At 66.7% G+C, this 18100-nt stretch carries 13 protein-coding genes and 2 pseudogenes; 10 read left to right on the forward strand and 5 right to left on the reverse strand.

Annotated elements, in window-relative coordinates; translation table 11 throughout:
- Positions 1–28 precede the first annotated feature (28 nt).
- Together CSV86_RS10435 and CSV86_RS10440 are read right to left on the reverse strand one after the other, a co-directional pair.
- The gene (locus tag CSV86_RS10435) at positions 29–1528 is read right to left on the reverse strand and encodes a sensor domain-containing diguanylate cyclase (protein WP_009402829.1); all 1500 of its coding nucleotides are present in this window, start codon (positions 1526–1528) and stop codon (positions 29–31) included.
- A gap of 163 nt (positions 1529–1691) precedes the next feature.
- Positions 1692–2486 (reverse strand): substrate-binding domain-containing protein, encoded by a 795-nt coding sequence (locus CSV86_RS10440; protein ID WP_037061253.1) that lies wholly within the window; start codon positions 2484–2486, stop codon positions 1692–1694.
- 599 nt (positions 2487–3085) lie between these two features.
- Between CSV86_RS10440 and CSV86_RS10445 the strand changes: the two genes are divergently transcribed.
- The 3 genes from CSV86_RS10445 (at position 3086) to CSV86_RS10455 (ending at position 7207) form a co-directional block, all read left to right on the forward strand.
- The gene (locus CSV86_RS10445; RefSeq protein WP_037061256.1) at positions 3086–4651 is read left to right on the forward strand and encodes an AMP-binding protein; all 1566 of its coding nucleotides are present in this window, start codon (positions 3086–3088) and stop codon (positions 4649–4651) included.
- A 15-nt stretch (positions 4652–4666) separates the two neighbouring features.
- Positions 4667–5830: an acyl-CoA dehydrogenase family protein gene (locus CSV86_RS10450; protein WP_009402834.1), complete on the forward strand. Its 1164-nt coding sequence runs from the start codon at positions 4667–4669 to the stop codon at positions 5828–5830.
- A 66-nt stretch (positions 5831–5896) separates the two neighbouring features.
- The gene (locus CSV86_RS10455; protein WP_009402836.1) at positions 5897–7207 is read left to right on the forward strand and encodes an MFS transporter; all 1311 of its coding nucleotides are present in this window, start codon (positions 5897–5899) and stop codon (positions 7205–7207) included.
- Here the strand turns inward: CSV86_RS10455 and CSV86_RS10460 are convergent.
- On the reverse strand, positions 7192–8154 hold the full coding sequence (locus CSV86_RS10460) for a LysR family transcriptional regulator (RefSeq protein ID WP_009402838.1): 963 nt from the start codon (positions 8152–8154) through the stop codon (positions 7192–7194). The genes CSV86_RS10455 and CSV86_RS10460 overlap by 16 nt on opposite strands.
- Before the next feature lie 149 nt (positions 8155–8303).
- On the opposite strand from CSV86_RS10460, the pseudogene CSV86_RS10465 reads away from it, so the two are divergent.
- From CSV86_RS10465 to CSV86_RS10475, 3 genes and pseudogenes are all read left to right on the forward strand, one after another.
- A pseudogene (locus CSV86_RS10465) lies at positions 8304–9640 on the forward strand (DUF1329 domain-containing protein).
- A 13-nt stretch (positions 9641–9653) separates the two neighbouring features.
- A complete protein-coding gene (locus CSV86_RS10470) occupies positions 9654–10040 on the forward strand; it encodes a YidH family protein (RefSeq protein WP_009402840.1) in 387 nt (128 codons plus the stop codon).
- Positions 10033–10332: a DUF202 domain-containing protein gene (locus CSV86_RS10475; protein ID WP_009402841.1), complete on the forward strand. Its 300-nt coding sequence runs from the start codon at positions 10033–10035 to the stop codon at positions 10330–10332. Before CSV86_RS10470 ends, CSV86_RS10475 begins: the two co-directional genes overlap by 8 nt.
- Positions 10333–10350: 18 nt before the next feature.
- Here the strand turns inward: CSV86_RS10475 and CSV86_RS10480 are convergent.
- Together CSV86_RS10480 and CSV86_RS10485 are read right to left on the reverse strand one after the other, a co-directional pair.
- Positions 10351–12308 (reverse strand): annotated as a pseudogene (locus tag CSV86_RS10480) (alkyl/aryl-sulfatase).
- A gap of 101 nt (positions 12309–12409) precedes the next feature.
- Positions 12410–13315, reverse strand: a complete 906-nt coding sequence (locus CSV86_RS10485) for a LysR family transcriptional regulator (protein WP_009402843.1) — start codon at positions 13313–13315, stop codon at positions 12410–12412.
- 101 nt (positions 13316–13416) lie between these two features.
- Between CSV86_RS10485 and CSV86_RS10490 the strand changes: the two genes are divergently transcribed.
- The 4 genes from CSV86_RS10490 to CSV86_RS10505 are packed head-to-tail and all read left to right on the forward strand — an operon-like array spanning position 13417 to position 18082.
- Positions 13417–14655, forward strand: a complete 1239-nt coding sequence (locus CSV86_RS10490) for a 3-hydroxyacyl-CoA dehydrogenase (RefSeq protein ID WP_009402845.1) — start codon at positions 13417–13419, stop codon at positions 14653–14655.
- Positions 14652–16439, forward strand: a complete 1788-nt coding sequence (locus CSV86_RS10495; RefSeq protein ID WP_009402846.1) for an acyl-CoA dehydrogenase C-terminal domain-containing protein — start codon at positions 14652–14654, stop codon at positions 16437–16439. The genes CSV86_RS10490 and CSV86_RS10495 overlap by 4 nt, the downstream gene beginning before the upstream one ends.
- Before the next feature lie 42 nt (positions 16440–16481).
- Entirely contained in the window at positions 16482–17645 is a 1164-nt protein-coding gene (locus CSV86_RS10500; RefSeq protein WP_009402847.1) for an iron-containing alcohol dehydrogenase, read from the forward strand.
- Positions 17646–17647: 2 nt separating this feature from the next.
- Positions 17648–18082, forward strand: coding sequence for an acyl-CoA thioesterase (locus tag CSV86_RS10505; protein ID WP_009402849.1), 435 nt, complete (start codon positions 17648–17650; stop codon positions 18080–18082).
- Positions 18083–18100: the final 18 nt, after the last annotated feature.

Below are 18100 nucleotides of genomic sequence, written 5' to 3' on the forward strand. Positions count from 1 at the left end.
CGATCAGCGGTTGCCGACCGCGCCGGTTTCAGCCGATATGCAGGCGGTTGCGGCCCGCTTCCTTGGCGACGTATAGCGCCTGGTCGGCACGTGCGATCAGCGCCTGGCCGTTGTCCAGGTCATTGCCGTTGATACAGGCGACACCGATGCTCACGGTGACCTGAGCAAAGGGACTGTCGTGGTGGGCGATAGGTTCCTGGCCCAGGGCTTCGAGCATGGCCCGGGCCACACTGGCGGCACCGGCAGCATCGGTATCGGGCAGGATCGCCGCCAGTTCCTCGCCACCGTAGCGTGCCAGCAGGTCGGGCGGGCGGCGCACGCAGGCCGCCAGCCGCCTGGCCACCTCCTGCAGGCAGCCGTCGCCGGCCAGGTGGCCGTGGCTGTCGTTGTAACGCTTGAAGTGATCGATATCCACCATCAGCAGGGCCAGCGGGTTGCCGCTGCGCCTGGCCCTGCCGATTTCCCGGGCCAGGGCATCGTCGAAGCAACGCCGATTGGCCAGCCCGGTCAGCGCATCGTGCATCGCCAGGCGCGCGAGTTGCTGGTTGCTTTCCAGCAGTTGCTGCTGGGCCACCAGCAATTCGGCTTCCGCCTGGCTGCGACGGCACATGGTGCCTATCAGCATCCAGCCGATACCACCGGTCAGGAGCAGCAGCCCGCAGACCACCAGCGCCGACCACTGCGCCTCCAGCCTCCAGGCCGCCAGTGCCTCGCTCTTGCCCAGCGCCACGGTGGTGACCAGGGGCAGGGTGTCGCTCTTGCGAAACGCATACAGGCGCTCGACACCATCCAGGCTGGAGGTGAACGATGCGGTGCCCACCGACTTGTCGACCAGGTACTTGACGTAGATCGGTGAACTGGAAAAGTTGCGGCCCATGTCCTGCTCGCGGAACGGGTAGCGCACCAGCAGCGCACCGTCGGTATAGGACAGCCCGATGGCACCGTCATGGCCAAGATCGATCTGGCCGAACAGGCGCAGGAAATTCTCCACGCCCAGGGTCACGGCAACCACCCCTGCGAATTGTCCTTGCGCGTCGTCGAAGCGGCGGCTGATGGTGATCACCCATTCCTGGTTCGAGCGACTGCGGATGGGCAGGCCGATGAAGGGCTCGCGGGAAGGGTCGTCGCGGTGATGGATGAAATACGCCCGGTCACTGCTGTTGGCACCGACCGGGATCGGCCGGTTGGACGACATCAGCCAGCGCCCGTCCTTGTCGTATACGGTGATGCCGCTCATTTGCGGCATCAGTGGCTGCTGGCGGCTGACCAGCTGGCTGAGCCGCTCGATCTGCCGCGGCCCGCTGCCTTCGGTTTCCAGGCGCTCCACCAGCCCGAGCAGGATCATCGAGCTTTGCCGCACGATGCCTTCGGAGTAGGTGGAGAGGGCCTGGGAGAGGTTAAGGCCGTGGATGTTGATTTCTTCGAGGGCGCGTTCACGGGAAGCCATCACTTTCCACAGTGCCAACGAAGCGAGCGAGCAACCGATGATCGACAGCAGCAGAACAACGAGGTGAATGTCACGTTTCACGGTGGTACCTGGTGGAAATCCGAATTCCGACGCTTGCGATCAATCGCTGAAGGCCATAGCACATCGCCATTCCTGGCGTTGTGCAATGATATAGGGAGTCACCTTGAAGTACAGTAAATACGCTGCTTTCACTCGGGTATCGCGATGTTCGGCGGGCTGACGATCAACTGGTGTGGTGGGGCAGGGGTTTCAGGCCGCTGTCTTCGATCGCGGCGTCGGCCTCGGGTGACGCCAGGTAGTCGAGCAGTGCCTTGGCCTCGGCATGATGTTGGGTCTTGCTGACGATGGCGCCCGAGTACAGGGTCATCTTCTGCGCTTGCTCCGGGATCAGGCCAACGATGTCTATACCCTCGACCGGCTTGAGCTCGCTCAGCTGTTGAAAGCCGACCTGGGCCTGGCCGCGGGCAACCACCGCGCCAACCGGTTCGGCAGGAATCATGTGGGCCTTGGCCTGGAACCCGGCGCCCAGTTGCATGCGCGGGAACAGCGTGCGGGACAGGTATACACCGCTCGCGCTGTCGGAATAGGCCACCGAACTGCTTTGCAGCAGCACCGAGCGCAGGCCTTGCAGGGTGCTGATATCCGGCTTCGGCGCGCCTTTGCGCACCGCCATGGCAATGAAGGATTTGCCGAGGTCGACACGGCTGGCCTGTTCCGCCTGGCCGTGGGCGATCAGGTCGTCGAGTGCCGAGCCGACCATCAGCACCACGTCGGCCGGCTCGCCCCGGGCCAATCGATTGGGCACCGCCTGTGGAGTCTCGCCCATCGAAGGTGCGGCCAGGACGTTGAGCCTGACGCCGAATTTCTTCTCGTAGGCCGGTGCCGCCTCCCGAATGGCTCCCATGATCCCGCCGGAACTGAGCACGGTCAGGGTGTGTTCATCGGCCTGCGCGGCGTCGGCCGCCGAGCAGGCGAGCGTGGTCATCAACAGGGCGGTGCAGGACAGCATTCGAAGCATTGGAACAGTCTCCACGAACTCAAGGCCGGCCACTGTAAGGGAGCACGCGGTGTGGCGGGATTAAGCGCGGGTTAAGAATGTTTCATATTGCGGATCAAGGCCGGCTGTGTGTACCGAGGGTTTGTGGGCTGGCTTGAAGGCTTCATCGCTGGCAAGCCAGCTCCCACAGGGACCGTGTGTACCGAGGGTTTGTGGGCTGGCTTGAAGGCTTCATCGCTGGCAAGCCAGCTCCCACAGGGACCGTGTGTACCGAGGGTTTGTGGGCTGGCTTGAGGGCCTTATCGCTGGCAAGCCAGCTCCCACAGGGACCGCGTGTACCGAGGGTTTTTGGGCTGGCTTGAGGGCTTCATCGCTGGCAAGCCAGCCCACAGGGACCGCGTGCACCGTTGAACCTGTGGGAGCTGGCTTGCCAGCGATGAGGCCATCAGCATCAACCAAAATGCTGGATCCGCGGAAGTCCGATAAGTCAGCGGGCTCATGCCGGCGAGTTGGCTGACCCAGCCAATAACGTTATGGCTGGCATCCGAATCTGGTATTTCATCCCGCATTGCACGGCTGATTAGCATCGTCGATGTCTTCCTGTCGACGAGAACAATAACGTGAATCTTGGAACGATCATTACCCGAAGCAGCCGCTACTGGCCTGAGCAGGTTGCCGTGGCGGACAGCCGCACGCGCTTGACCTACGCCCAGCTGGAGCGCCGCGCCAACCGCCTGGCTTCGGCATTGGGTACGCTGGGCGTAGCGGCCGGCGAGCATGTGGCGATCCTCGCTGCCAACCGTGTGGAGCTGGTGGAAGCGGAAGTGGCGCTGTACAAGGCAGCGATGGTCAAGGTGCCGATCAATGCGCGGCTGTCGCTGGATGAAGTGGTGCGGGTGCTGGAGGATTCCTGCAGCGTTGCGCTGATCACCGATGCCGGCTTTGCCCAGGCATTGGCAACACGGCGCGCCGAGTTGCCGCTGCTGCGCCAGGTGATCGTGCTGGAGGGCGAGGCGGGCGAGACGGGAGAGGAGAGCAACGTGGGTTATGCCGCGTTGCTCGAGCGCGGCAGCGAAGCCCCCCTCGGCCTGGACCCGGCCGACGATGAGCTGGCGGTGCTGCACTACACATCCGGCAGTTCGGGTGTGCTCAAGGCCGCCATGCTGTCCTTCGGCAACCGCAAGGCGCTGGTGCGCAAGAGCATCGCCAGCCCCACGCGGCGCTCCGGGCCGGGCGACGTCATGGCCCATGTCGGGCCCATCACCCATGCCAGCGGCATGCAGATCATGCCGCTGCTGGCGGTCGGGGCCTGCAACCTGTTGCTCGACCGCTACGACGACCGCCTTCTGCTCGAGACCATCGAGCGCGAGCGGGTAACCCGGCTGTTCCTGGTGCCGGCGATGATCAACCGCCTGGTGAACTACCCCAACGTCGAGCGTTTCGACCTGTCCAGCCTGAAGCTGGTCATGTATGGCGCCGCGCCCATGGCACCGGCGCTGGTGAAGAAAGCCATCGAACTGTTCGGGCCGATCCTCGCGCAAGGTTACGGCGCCGGTGAAACCTGCTCGCTGGTGACGGTGCTGACCGAACAGGACCACCTGGTGGAGGACGGCGACTACCGGCGCCTGGCCTCCTGCGGCCGGTGCTATTTCGAGACCGACCTGCGGGTGGTCAACGAGGCGTTCGAGGACGTCGCACCCGGCGAGGTCGGCGAGATCGTGGTCAAGGGGCCGGATGTCATGCAGGGCTACTGGCGTGCGCCGGCGCTCACTGCCGAGGTCATGCGCGACGGTTACTACCTCACCGGCGACCTGGCGACGGTCGATGCCCAGGGTTATGTGTTCATCGTCGATCGCAAGAAGGAAATGATCATTTCCGGTGGCTTCAACGTGTACCCCAGCGAAGTGGAACAGGTGATCTACGCCTTCCCCGAGGTGTTCGAGGTGGCGGTGGTCGGCGTGCCCGATGCGCAGTGGGGCGAAGCGGTACGTGCGGTGGTGGTGCTCAAGCCCGGCGCGCAACTGGACGCAGCCGAGCTGATCGAGCGCTGCGGCAGGGCGCTGGCCGGTTTCAAGAAACCGCGCGGCGTCGACTTTGTCAGCGAACTGCCGAAAAACCCCAACGGCAAGGTGGTGCGCCGCCTGGTCCGGGACACCTACTGGCAACACAGCGAACGTCGTATCTGACCAGGGAGCATCACCATGTATCAACCAAGTGCAAAGGCTGCGCAGATCATCGAAGCGATCGAGGGTTTCGTCCGCGACCAGGTTCTTCCGCTGGAGCGGGAGGCCCGGCTGGACTGGGCGCGTCCGCATCCACAGGCGGTGCTGCGGCAGGTATGGAAACGCTCCAGCGAGCAAGGCCTGTACACCGTCATGCTCCCCGAAAGCATGGGTGGGGCCGGCCTGAACGTGGCCGACCTGTGCGCGGTGAAGGAGGCCACCGTGCTCACCGGCTCCATGCTCGCGCCCCATGTGCTGGGCGAGCTCTCGGGGCCGCCGCGGGTCGGTCATCTGTTCAAGGTTGCCAGCCCCTACCAGGTCGAGACGTTCTTGAAACCGGTATGCCGCGCCGAAAAAGCCGTGTGCTTCGCCCTGACCGAAGCCGAGGCTGGCTCGGATGCGACGGCCATTCGTACCCAGGCACGCCGCGACGGTGACCACTATGTACTCAGCGGCAGCAAGCGCTACATCTCCGGTGCCACCTACGCCGACCTCGCCGTGCTGCTGGCGGTGACCGGCCCGGGGCAGGGCGCCCAGGGCATTTCGGCGTTCTTCGTCGACCTTTCCGCCCCGGGTGTGCGCATCGAGAGTGACTATTCGGTGATGTCCGGGGGCGGCGCCCATGGAGACATCGTGCTCGACCAGGTGCGGGTGCCGGCGGCCAACCTGATCGGCGATGAAGGGCAGGGCTTCAAGCTGGCCATGGGGCGCATTACCCTCAACCGCCTGCTGCATTGCCCGACCCTGCTGGGGCTGGCCGGCCTGGCCCTGAACCTGTCCATCGAGCATGCCCGCAGCCGCAAGCAGTTCGGCCAGCCGATCGCCATGTTCCAGGCGGTCAATCACATGATCGCCGACATGGCCACCGAGCTGCACGCCGCGCGCAGCATGGTCTACGCCACCGCCCAGGTGAACGACGCCGGCGGCGATATCCGCACCCAGGCGCCGATGTGCAAGCTGTTCGTCTCTGAAGCCGCCTTCCGCATCGCCGACAAGGCAGTGCAGGTGCACGGTGGGGCCGGGTTGATGCAGGGCCACCCGGTGGAGTGGATTTTCCGCGCCACGCGGATGATGCGTATCCTCACCGGCACCAGCGAAATCCAGCGCAACACCATCGCCAAAGGCGTCTTGATGCCTGCCTGACCGACGGGTCGCCGTCGATGGCGACCCCTTGGCAACACCCTGACAACAATAACAAGAGTACTCGCCATGACTGCGGATTCTTCATTGCCCAACCCCCGTACTGCCTGGCTGGTAGCGGTGCTGCTGGCCCTGCTGATGCTGGTCAACTTTCTCGACAAGGTGGTGATCGGCCTGGTGGCGGTGCCCATGAGCGCCGAACTGGGACTGACGGCCACCGAGTTCGGCCTGATCGGCGGTGCCTTGCATTGGTTCTTCGCGATCTCCGCCGTGGTCGGCGGCTTCATGGCCAACCGCCGCCCGACCCGCACCCTGTTGCTGGGCATGGGGCTGTTCTGGGCGCTGATCCAGTTGCCGATGCTGTTCGCCACCTCGCTGTGGGCCATCGTCGCCTGCCGGGTGCTGCTGGGCATCGGCGAGGGGCCGGCATCACCGGTCGCCACCCATGCCTTGTACAAGTGGTTTCCCAATGACCGGCGCAACCTTCCGGTGGCCCTGCTGCATGCCGGCAGCGCCATGGGACTGCTGGTGGCCGGCGCGATGATCCCCTGGGTCAGCCTGCACTACGGTTGGCGCACCAATTTCATCATCCTGGCGCTGATCGGCCTGGCCTGGTGCCTGCTGTGGTGGCGGCTGGGCCAGGAGGGCACCCTGGAACGCCTGCGTGCCAGCCAGCTCAAGAGCGATGAGCCCGCCATTCCCTATCGCCGGCTGCTGGGCGACCCCAGCGTGCTGGGCAACTACCTGTGCCACTTCGCCGCCAACTGGTCGCTGGCCCTGACCCTGACCTGGGTGCCCAGCTACCTGCAGACAGGGCTGGGTATCGATCCGCTGCAGACCGGGCGCATCTTCATCATGTTCGTGGTCGTGACCACGCCGCTGAGCTTGCTGCTGGCCTGGTTGTCCCAGCGCCTGATGCGCCGCGGCCTGCCTTCGCGGGTTGCACGGGGCGTGTTCGTTTCAGTGTGCTTGATCCTCGGCGGGCTGTTGTCGGCGTCGCTGATCCTGCCCGGGCTGAGCACCGCGGTGCGGGTCGCCGCGCTGACCTTCAGCGGCGGCCTCGCGCTGGTCATGTATTCAGTAGGGCCGGCGATGCTCGCCGAGTTCACCCCGGCGGCCCAGCGCGGTGGCATCCTCGCCATGGGCAATGGCATCGCCTCGCTGGCCGGCCTGGCGGCACCGGTGGTCACCGGCGTGCTGGTACAGGGCGCCGGTGCCGAGCACCCGGCGGGCTATGCCCAGGGGTTCCTGGTCTGTGGCGCGGTGCTGGTGGTGGCCGGCCTGGTCGGCCTGGCCACGCTCAACCCGCAGCGCACCTTGCAGCGCCTGCGCGAGTCGGCTGGCGCAGGCAGGCCGGCGCGGGCTCAGACGGCCAACTGAACACCCAGCACGGACTCGAGCGGTTCGGCCTCCTTGCCGATCAGTTCGCCGCGCCAGCGCCCGCTGTTGACCAGGTCGACCAGCACGCTGCGCACCAGGTCGCGCAGGCAACCGGCGGCGAACGACAGGGGTTTGTGCTGCGAGTGCGCCAGGGCGATGGTGCGGCTAATGCGCGGCTCGACGATGCGTCGTGCCGCCGTGGGTTCGAGCAGTTCGCTTAGCGGCGGCCAGTTGCTGATGGTCGCCGCCAGGCCGGCGCGCACCAGGCTGGCGATGCCGGGCGCCGATTGCTGTTCATAGGCGGCGGCCAGGGGCACGCCGGCTTCCATGGCGGCCTGCTCGACGCGCCGACGCAGATGCAGCGCCCGCGGCGGCAGCACCAGCCGGGTGGCGGCGGCTTCGGCCAGGGTGATGGTATCCGGCGCGCCGGGCGCCGAGGCTCCGACCCAATACAGTGACTCGATGAAGATCGGGTCGGCCTCGACGTTCTCGAGTTCTTCGGCATTGGGCACCACGCCGAAATCCACCTTGCCCAGCTCGATGGCCTGGCCGCCTTCGCGGCTGAGGCCATCCCACACCGTCAGGGTCACGCCGGGGAAGCGTTGCTCGGCACGCCTGACGATTTCCGGCAGCAGCAGGTCGGCTGCGGTGGCTGGAATGGAGATGGCCACGTGGCCCTTGGGATCGCCGCGGCTGGATTTCAGCTCGTCCTTCACCGAGTCGAGTTTCTGCACCACCTGGCGCGCGACCTCGTAAAGCTGGCGCCCGGCGTCGGTCAGGGCGATGCCATCGTGCTGGCGGTCGAGCAGTTGCATTTCCAGTTCGCTTTCCAGCAGGCCGATCTGCCTGCTCAGCGCGGGCTGGGCGATATAGGCGCGGCGCGAGGCCGACGAGAAGCTGCCTGCTTCGACGATGGCGATCAGGTAACGGAGCTGTTTCAGGGTCATCGGAGCGGTTCCAAGGCTATGCCGAACTGATATGGCACGTATCCGAACACGTTATTTGTGGGGTTCGAAGCGCGGCTCCTAGTATCACCCCGAAAGGGCGGGCCAAGGCAACCCTGACCGGGACAACACAACGACAAGAGGCAATCCCGATGAAACCTGTCACGCTGCTGCGCAGCTGTCTGTTGGTCTGCGCCAGCTTGCTGGCCATGCATCTTGGGGCGACGCCGCTGCCCCCCGGCCTGACCCCGGTGGGGGCCGAGCTGGCGGCCAGCGGCGACGGCCGCATTCCGGCCTGGAACGGTGGTCTGCAGGCCGGGCAGGTGCCGCTGGCGGCCAACGGTACGCCGCTGGATCCCTACGCCGATGAACAGCCGCTGTACGTGATCAGCGCCGGCAACTACCGGCATTACCGGGAACAGCTCACGGCGGGGCAGGTGGCCTTGATCCAGCGCTATCCCGAGTCGTTTCGCCTGCCGGTGTATCCGTCGCACCGCAGTGTGGCGGTGCCGCCCCAGATTGCCGAGTGGGTCCGGCACAATGCTGCCACTGCCCGCCTGGTCAATGATGGCAACGGTGTGCAGGGCTTCATCGGAGCGGTGGCATTCCCACGCCCGGCAACGGCCTGCAGGTGCTGTGGAACCACCTCACCCGGCCACGCAACGGCAGCTATGTCCTGGCCTCGGACAGCATTACCCCAAGGGGCGACGGGCGCTTTTCCACGATCAGCCTGCAACAGGCGTTCGCCCGACCCGACGCGTTGGATGATGGCCAGGCCGATGCTGTGCTGTATTACCTGAGCTACCGCCTGACCGCGCCGTCGCGCCAGGCGGGCGACGCCGTGGTGCTGCACGAAACCCTCGACCAGGTGGCGCAGCCAAGGCTGTCGTGGCTGTACAGCAGCAGCCAGCGGCGGGTGCGGCGCATCCCGGCACTGGTCTACGACGACATCACCCCGGGGACTGCCAGCCTGCGCACCGCCGACAGTCGCGACATGTTCAATGGCGCCCCCGACCTGTACCAGTGGACCCTGGTGGGCAAGAAAGAACTGCACGTACCCTACAACAGCTACCGCCTGGCCTCGCCGCTGCTCGGCTACGCCGCGCTGATCGGCACGGGGCACGTCAATCCGCAGCCCACCCGCTATGAATTGCATCGGGTGTGGGAGGTGGTGGGGACCCTCAAGCCTGGAGCGAAGCACATCTATGCCAGCCGCCGCTATTACCTCGACGAGGACAGCTGGGCCATCGTCGAGGCGGATTTCTTCGATCACCAGGGGCGCTTGTGGCGCACGGCGCAGGCCCACAGCTACTACCACGTCACTGGGCAAACACTGGTCAATGCCATGGAAGCGATCTACGACCTGCGCAGCGGTCGCTACCAGCTGTCGGGCCTGACCAACGAGCAGTCCAGGCCCTATGCCTTCGATGTGCGCACCAGCGCTTCCTATTTTTCGCCCGGCGCATTGCGCAGCCAGGGGCTGCGCTGACACAGGACTACCGATGGCTTCCGAACACCGTGACAGCGCCTGGGCGCGCTGGTTGCTGGGGCAGGGCAAGGCGCCCGATCCGCGCTTCACCCTGGCCAATGAACGCACCTTTCTTGCCTGGATCCGTACTGCCCTGGCCTTGCTCGGGGGCGCTATCGCTATCGAGACCTTCGCCGCCCATGCCTGGCCCACGGCCGGGCGCGTGGCGATGGAGCTGGTGTTGCTGCTGGCGAGCCTGATGGTCAGCCTGGGCGCCGGCTGGCGCTGGCTAATGGTGGAGCGCGCGTTGCGCCGCCAGGCCCCGCTGCCCCTGCCGCGCCTGGTCCCGTTGCTGAGCATCGCATGCGCGCTCGCCGGGGTGGCGGTGGTCGCGGTGTCGTGGGGCCGTTGGCATGCCTGAAGATTCCGCCGACGCCGGGTTGCAGGCCGAGCGTACGGTGCTGGCCTGGCGGCGCACCCAGGTATCCTTGTGGCTGGTGGCCTGCCTGGCCTGGCGCGGCGAGCTGCTGCTGGTCGCCGGCATGGCGGCGTTGTTGGCGCTGCTCGGTCGGGCGCGGGAGCGCGAGGTCTACCGCCGAGGCCTGGGCATGCTGCGCCGCGAGCAAGGGCTTCCCGCGGTCTGCAGCGTGCCGCTGTGCGCCCTGGGCATGGCGCTGCTGGTGCTGGGGGCAGGGTTGCGCCGCTCACTGTAGAGCGGCGCGGTTGCGGGGTCAGGGGGTGACGATATTGAAGCGCCCGTCCGCTTCGTCCAGCCCCGCCATGAACTGCATGAACTTCACGCGCTCGCCAGTGATCTCGATCCCGCCGCCGCTCGCTTCCTTGAGAAAACCGGTCTGCTTCAGTGCGATGCGGTCCAGGGTGGCCTTGCTCATGTTCACCTCGACATCCGCTCGGGCGTGCCGGCTATGGTCGCGGTGGGTGAGCACGCCGTTGCGCAGGGTCAGGGCGTGGTCTTCGTTCAGATCGGTGAAGCGCCAGTTGATGGTCAGGTCCTGCGCGGCGGCCTTGGCCGCGTCCACCCGCACGCCAAGGTAATCGAAGAACAGCGACGGCGTCAGCGCGCGCACCAGGTCGTCGGCGCTGCCGCCCCGGCTGGTGGCCGGCGCCAGGCCGTTGCGCAGTTCCTGTGCGCCGGTCAGGTACGCGTTGCGCCAGGTGGCGTTCTCGCTTTGGTAGCCCATTTGCTCGAGGGCATCGGCCTGCAGTTCGCGGGCCGCGGTATTGTCCGGTTGCGCGAACACCAGGTGGCGGGTCAGCTCGGCGACCCAGCGATAGTCACCCTTCTCAAAGGCTTCCCGGCCCAGGGCCAGCACCCGCTCGGCGCCGCCCAGGGCCTTGACGTAGCGTTCCCCGGCCGCGCTCGGCGGCAACGGGTCGAGGGTCGCCGGGTTGCCATCGTAGAAGCCCATGTAGCGTTGATACACCGCCCGCACGTTGTGGCTGAGCGAGCCGTAGTAATCACGGCTGTACCATTTGCCGGCCAGCCGCGGCGGCAGGCTGGTCAGTTCGGCGGCGATCTCGGTGGGGCCCAGGCCGCGGTTGATCAGGCGCAGGGTCTGGCTGTCGATGAACGCGTACATGTCGCGCTGGTCGGCCAGGTAGTCGCGGATGGCGGCACCGCCCCAGGTCGGCCAGTGATGCTGGGCGAATACCACATCGGCCTGGTCGCCATAGCGCAGCAGCGACTGGTCCAGGTAGTGCGCCCAGAGCTTGGCATCGCGCACCTGGGCACCGCGCAGGGTCAGGATGTTGTGTTGCACATGGGAGGCGTTCTCGGCCATGCACAGGGCCTTGAAACCGGGGAACCACAGGTTCATCTCGGCAGGCGCCTCGGTGCCTGGGGTCAGCTGGAACTCGATATCGACACCGTCGATGGTCAGGTTCTCGATGGGTTGCTCGATCAGCCGCGTGGGGGCGATCAGGCTGACGGTGGCATTGGCCGGCACGCCTTTGCCCAGGCCGGCATCCACCTGGCCGCGGGGGCCACGGGGCAGCGGCGCACCATACATGTACTGGGCCCGGCGTTTCATGGCCGGCCCGGCCAGCACGTTCTCGCTGACCGCATGCTCGAAGAAGCCCTGGGGGGCGATCACTTGCACCTTGCCGGCCTTGACGTCGGCCTCGTCGATCACCCGCGCACCCCGCCGAAATGATCGACGTGCGGGTGCGTATAGATCACCGCCACCACCGGCCGTTGCGGGCGATGACGGAAGTACATGGCCAGCCCGGCCCGGGCGGTTTCCACCGAGAGCAGCGGGTCCATGACGATCAGGCCATGCTTGCCTTCGATCAGGGTCATGTTGGCCAGGTCCAGGCCGCGCACCTGGTAGATGCCGTCGGTGACCTTGAACAGCCCGGCGATGGTATTGAGCTGGGCGATACGCCACAGGCTCGGGTTGACCGTGGCCGGGGCCTCGCCCGCGAGGAAAGCGTAGCGCTGCAGGTCCCACACGGGTTTGCCGTCGGCATTGAGCACCGCCTGGTCCACCGCTTCGACCAGGCCGCGACGGGCATTGTCGAAGTCGCTGCGGTCGGCGAAGGGCAGGCGCTGCAACCATTGCTGGTTGCCCTGGCGGGTGAGGTCGGTGGCGTCCTTGGCAGGCACATCGGCCAACGCCGCGAAGGGCAGGGCCAGGGCCAGCAGGCAGGGCAGTGAGCGTAGGCGCATGGGATGATCCTTGTTGTTCTGGGGGCGAACACTCTAAGGACAGAGTTCCTCGCCGAACCAATACCACTCTTGCATGGCAGCCCATGCCGCAATGCGATGGCTCAGGCGGGCCTGGCTCCGATCTCCATGATGCGTTCCACCAGCCAGGCCAGGGCCGGATCGTGCTGGCGATGGGCAAGGTGTACCAGCTCCAGTTGGAAGGGCTCCAGGGCGAACGGCAGGTCGAACAGTTGCAGTGGCAGCAGCCGGGCGAAATGCACCGCCAGCGCGGTGGGCAGCACCACGCACAGGTCGGAGCTGGCGGCCAGGTGCGCTGCCTGCAGGTAGTTGGGCGTGGTGTAGACGATGCGCCGGGCCAGGCCCTGTTCCGCCAGCCATTGGTCGACCATGCCACGGGTCTGGCCGCCATGCACCCACAGGTGGCGCAGGTCGAGGAAGGTTTGCAGGTCGAGCGCACCCTCGACGTCCGGGTGGCCCTGGCGCAGCGCCACGCGCAAGGTCTCGCTGCGCCAGTGGCGCCGCTCATAGCGCGCCGGCAATTCATCGAAGCGCCCCAGTACCAGGTCGAGTTCGCCACGATCGAGCGCTTCGGCGGGAAGGCTGGGCATCAGGTGCTGCACGTCCACGCGCAGATGCGGCGCCTGGGTCTGCAGGGTCACCAGCAAGCGCGGCATGCACAGCTGTTCGGCGAAGTCGGTGAGGGCGATGCGCAATTGCCGGTGGCTGAGCTGCGGATCGAAGCTGTCAGCGCCACCGAGGGTTTGCTCTATCTGCTGCAGCGCTGCGCGGATCGGGCCTTCCAGGGCCAGGGCACGCGGCGTGGGGCGCATGCTCCGGCCCACCCGTACCAGCAGCGGATCGCCGAGCAGGTCGCGCAGACGCGCCAGGGCGTTGCTCACGGTCGGCTGGGTCAGGGCCAGGCGCTCGGCAGCACGGGACACGTTCTGTTCGCGCAACAGCATGTCCAGCACGCGCAGCAGGTTGAGATCGAAGTTTGAGATATTCATGTGAAAAATACATGGGATGGAAAATTAGAATTTCAAAAATAGTAGGCGCCTGACTAGGGTGGGGGCAATGCCCTTTACAACAACAATCAGGAGCCTTATCCGTGAGTACTCCCTTCAACGTACGGCAGGCGGCGGTGATCGGCGCCGGCACCATGGGCCGCGGCATCGTTATCAGCCTGGCCCGCGCAGGCCTTCCGGTGCTGTGGCTGGATAACGACCCCAGCGCCACCGAAGCCGGCCTGGCGATGCTCGCGCAGACCTGGGCGCAGCAGGTGACCAAGGGCCGCATCGACCAGGCCGAGGCCGATGCGTGTCTTGCGCGGGTATGCGCGGCTGGCGCCTATGCCGATCTGGCCGACGTCGACCTGGTGATCGAAGCGGTGTACGAGAACCTGGCGCTCAAGCAGGACATCTTCCGCACCCTGGATCGCACGCTCAACGCCCAGGCCATTCTTGCCAGCAACACCTCGGCCCTGGACATCGACGCCATCGCTGCCGTCACCGGTCGGCCCGAACAGGTGCTGGGGCTGCATTTCTTCAGCCCCGCCCATGTAATGAAGCTGCTGGAAGTGGTGCGCGGTGCACGCACCTCGCCCGCCGTCATCGACGCCGCCCGGGCCCTCGGGCAACGCATCGGCAAGGAAGTGGTTGTGGCCGGCAACTGCCCGGGCTTCATTGGCAACCGCATGCTTGCCACCTATGTCGCCGAAGCGCGCAAGCTGTTGCTCGAAGGCGCCACGCCCCGCCAGGTGGACGAGGCGCTCCAGGCATTCGGCATGGCCATGGGCCCGTTCCGCATGTATGACGTCGTCGGCATCGACCTGGAATGGCGTGCCCGCCAGCTGGCCGGCACAGGCATGGAGGCGCCCTTGGTGCAGGTCGACAACGCCCTGTGCGAGCAGGGGCGTTTCGGGCAGAAAAGCGGCCAGGGCTACTACCGTTACGCACCCGGCAGCCGCGAAGCCGAGCATGACCCCGAGGTCGATGCCCTGGTGTTCAAGGTGGCCCAGGGCCTCGGCATGCACCGGCGCACGATCGATGACGAGGAAATCCGCGAGCGCTGCCTGCTGGCGCTGGTCAACGAAGGGGCGAAGATACTCGAGGAGTCGGTGGCCGATTGCAGTGCCGACATCGATCGGGTGTACCTGCATGGCTATGGTTTCCCGGCGGCGCTCGGCGGGCCGATGCACTGGGCTGACCAACAAGGCTTGAGCCTGCTGCTGGCGCGGCTGGAACGCTTGCAGGGCCTGTTCGGCGAGCACTGGCGCCCGGCCGGGCTGCTGATGCGCCTGGTGGCCGAGGGCAAACAGCTGGCCGATGTCCGCGAGGGTCGCGCATGAACTACCGTGCCCCTCTGCGTGACATGCAGTTCGTCCTGCATGAAGTGTTCGACGCCAGCACCCATTGTGCCCGCCTGGGCAATGAGCTGGACCGTGAAACCCTCGATGGCATCCTCGAACAAGGCGCGCGCTTTGCCGGCGAGGTTGTCGCGCCGCTGAACCGCCAGGGCGATGAGCAAGGCTGCCGGCTGGAGCACGGCACGGTGCGCACCCCCGACGGCTTCCGCCAGGCTTATCAACAGTATGTGACGCAGGGCTGGGCCGGCATGACCGGGCCGCTGGAATACGGCGGCCAGGGCCTGCCGCAAATGGTCTCCGCCTGCTTCCATGAAATGCTGATGGGCGCCTCGTTGTCGTTCCGGATCTATTCGGGCCTGACCGAGGGCGCGGTGCTGGCCCTGCACCGGCACGGCAGCGCCGCGCTCAAGCGCGATTACCTGGGGCGCCTGGTCAGCGGCGAGTGGGCCGGCACCATGTGCCTGACCGAGCCGCAGGCCGGTACCGACCTCGCGCTGCTGCGCACCCGCGCCGAACCCCAGGGCGATGGCAGCTACCGCATCAGCGGCAGCAAGATCTTCATCAGCGGCGGCGACCAGGACCTGACCGACAACATCGTCCATCTGGTACTGGCCCGCCTGCCGGATGCACCGGCCGGCGTGCGTGGCATCAGCCTGTTCCTGGTGCCCAAGTTCGAAAGCACCGAGGGTGGCGGCCTGGGTGCGCGCAACGCCGTCGAATGCGGCGCGCTCGAACACAAGATGGGCATCAAGGGCGCGGCGACCTGCGTGCTGAACTTCGATGGGGCCCGTGGCTGGCTGGTGGGTGAGGCCAACCAGGGCCTGGCCTGCATGTTCACCATGATGAACGATGCGCGCTTCCAGGTGGGGCTGCAGGGGCTGGGCATCGCCGAGGCAGCGTTCCAGGGCGGGCTTGCCTACGCCCGCGAGCGCCTGCAGTGCCGCAGTCTGGCCGGGCCGGCTGCGCCCGATCGCAATGCCGACCCGATCATCGTCCACCCTGATGTGCGGCGCATGCTGTTGACCCAGAAGACCCTCAGCGAGGGCTGCCGCATGCTGGCGGCCTTCGCGGCGCAGGCGCTGGACCTGGAACACGGCGCCGCGCAGCCTGAAGTGCAGGCGGCCGCCGGGCGCCGCGCGGCCTTGCTGATCCCCATCGTTAAGGCCTTCCTCACCGACGTCGGCCAGGAGGTCGCCAGCCTCGGCGTGCAACTGTATGGCGGGCACGGCTACATCCGCGAATGGGGCATGGAGCAACTGATGCGCGACAGCCGGATCACTCAGTTGTACGAGGGCACCAACGGCATCCAGGCGCTCGACCTGGTGCGCCGCAAGGTACTCGGCGACGGTGGCGAACAATTGAGGTTGTTGATCGATGAGTTGCTCGAATGGGCTCATGGCTGCCGCACCGAGTCGCTTGCCGGCATGGCCCGGGCCGTTATCGAGCGCCTTGAGGAGTGGCGCAACCTGAGCGCGGAGGTGCTCGACGCCTGCCGCTGCGACCCGCAGGAAATCGGCGCGGTGTCGGTGGATTTTCTCGCCTGCTCGGGCTACGTGCTGCTCGCCTCGCTGTGGCTGCGTGCTGCCGAAACGGCCGCCACGGCACTGGCGGCAGGCAGTGAAGAGCGCGCCTTCTACCAGGCCAAGCTGCACGCCGCCGACTTCTACTGGCGACGCCTGCTGCCGCGCGCCGGTGCCCACGGCGAGGCTTTGCGCGGCGGCGCCCGGAGCCTGATGAGCCTGGATGAGGCGCACTTCGCTTTCTGACCCTTACGGCGGTTCACCTACAAGAACAAGAGGAACCCGAACATGCAGCCTTTCAGCTTCAGCACCACCGCCCATCTGCTGTGCGAGCCCGGCGCCGCCGGGCGCCTGGCGCAGCTGTGCCAGCAGCGCGGCGTGCGCCGCGTACTGATCGTGACCGACCCGGGAATCGTCAGCCTGGGCATGCTCGATGATCTGTTGCCGGGGTTCACCCAGGCGCGCCTGAGCGTGGCGATCTTCAGCGAGGTCAACGCCGACCCCGGCCATGCCTGCGTGCTGGCCGCCGTGGCCCGTGCCCGGCATATCGGCGCGGAACTGATCGTCGGTTTCGGCGGTGGCAGCTCCATGGATGTGGCCAAGCTGGTAGCGCTGCTGGCCCATCCCGACTGCGACCAGACCCTGGACGGGGTGTACGGCATCAATCAGGCCAAGGGCCAGCGCCTGCCGCTGATCCAGGTACCGACCACGGCCGGGACCGGTTCGGAGGTGACGCCCATCGCCGTGATCACCACCGGCGAGGCAGCCAAGATGGCGGTGATTTCACCGCTGTTGCTGCCCGACCTGGCCCTGCTCGATGCCGAGCGTACGCTGGGCCTGCCCCCGGCCAGCACCGCCGCGACGGGGATCGACGCCATGGTCCATGCCATCGAAGCCACCACCAGCCAGTTCAAACGCAATCCGCTGTCCAGCCTGCTGGCCCGTGAAGCCCTGGCGCTGTTGGCGGGCAACATCCATCAGGCGGTGCACAACGGTGGCAACCTGGAGGCGCGCCAGGCCATGTTGCTGGGCGCCTGCCTGGCCGGTCAGGCGTTCGCCAATGCCCCTGTGGCGGCGGTGCATGCGCTGGCGTATCCGTTGGGCGCGCGTTACCACGTGCCCCATGGCCTGGCCAACGCACTGATGCTGCCCCATGTGCTGCGCTTCAACCGCCGCGAGGCATTCGCCGATTACGCTGCGCTGGCCCCGGCATTGCTGGGCGAGCGCTTGGTGCCCGGCGACCCGCACGAGCTGTGCAATCAGTTCATCGACGAGCTGGAACAACTGGTACCCCGCTGCGGGCTGCCCAGCCGGTTGCGTGATGTCGGCGTGCCGCGACACAGCCTGGCGCTGCTGGCCGAGGATGCGCTGCAACAGCAACGCTTGCTGGTCAACAACCCGCGCAAGGTGGCCCTCGCCGATGCCCTGGCGCTCTACCAGGCGGCGTTCTGAACATGGCCAGGGAACGCCCGCTGCGCGGCGCCTACCGTTATTTCCAGCCGATCACCACGCGCTGGCACGACAACGACCTGTATGGGCATGTGAACAACGTCGTTTATTACGGCTTTTTCGACACGGCCGTGAACACCTGGCTGATCGAGCAGGCTGGCCTGGATATCCATCGCGACCCGGTGGTGGCCTACGTGGCCGGGTCTGCCTGCGACTATTTCGCCGCCGTGGCCTTTCCGCAGCGCATCGAGGTCGGCATCGCCGTCGAGCGCCTGGGCCATAGCTCGGTGCAGTACGCCCTGGCGGTGTTCGCCGAGGGCGCAGTGCAAGCCTGCGCGGCCGGCCGGTTCACCCATGTTTTCGTCGATCGGCGCGACAACCGCCCGGTCGCCATTCCCGCCCGGCTGCGCAGCGCCTACGAGCGCCTGTTGCCGGCCTGACTGTCCAAGGAGAAGCGT

The organism is Pseudomonas bharatica CSV86 (assembly GCF_000319305.2).
GTDB classification, from domain to species: domain Bacteria; phylum Pseudomonadota; class Gammaproteobacteria; order Pseudomonadales; family Pseudomonadaceae; genus Aquipseudomonas; species Aquipseudomonas bharatica.

Excerpts from the sequence above, each read along its gene's own strand:
- CSV86_RS10440 (WP_037061253.1), bottom strand. The coding sequence starts at position 2,486 with ATGCTTCGAATGCTGTCCTGCACCGCCCTGTTGATGACCACGCTCGCC.
- CSV86_RS10450 (WP_009402834.1), top strand. The coding sequence starts at position 4,667 with ATGTATCAACCAAGTGCAAAGGCTGCGCAGATCATCGAAGCGATCGAG.
- CSV86_RS10455 (WP_009402836.1), top strand. The coding sequence starts at position 5,897 with ATGACTGCGGATTCTTCATTGCCCAACCCCCGTACTGCCTGGCTGGTA.
- CSV86_RS10460 (WP_009402838.1), bottom strand. The coding sequence starts at position 8,154 with ATGACCCTGAAACAGCTCCGTTACCTGATCGCCATCGTCGAAGCAGGC.
- CSV86_RS10470 (WP_009402840.1), top strand. The coding sequence starts at position 9,654 with ATGGCTTCCGAACACCGTGACAGCGCCTGGGCGCGCTGGTTGCTGGGG.
- CSV86_RS10475 (WP_009402841.1), top strand. The coding sequence starts at position 10,033 with ATGCCTGAAGATTCCGCCGACGCCGGGTTGCAGGCCGAGCGTACGGTG.
- CSV86_RS10485 (WP_009402843.1), bottom strand. The coding sequence starts at position 13,315 with ATGAATATCTCAAACTTCGATCTCAACCTGCTGCGCGTGCTGGACATG.
- CSV86_RS10495 (WP_009402846.1), top strand. The coding sequence starts at position 14,652 with ATGAACTACCGTGCCCCTCTGCGTGACATGCAGTTCGTCCTGCATGAA.
- CSV86_RS10500 (WP_009402847.1), top strand. The coding sequence starts at position 16,482 with ATGCAGCCTTTCAGCTTCAGCACCACCGCCCATCTGCTGTGCGAGCCC.
- CSV86_RS10505 (WP_009402849.1), top strand. The coding sequence starts at position 17,648 with ATGGCCAGGGAACGCCCGCTGCGCGGCGCCTACCGTTATTTCCAGCCG.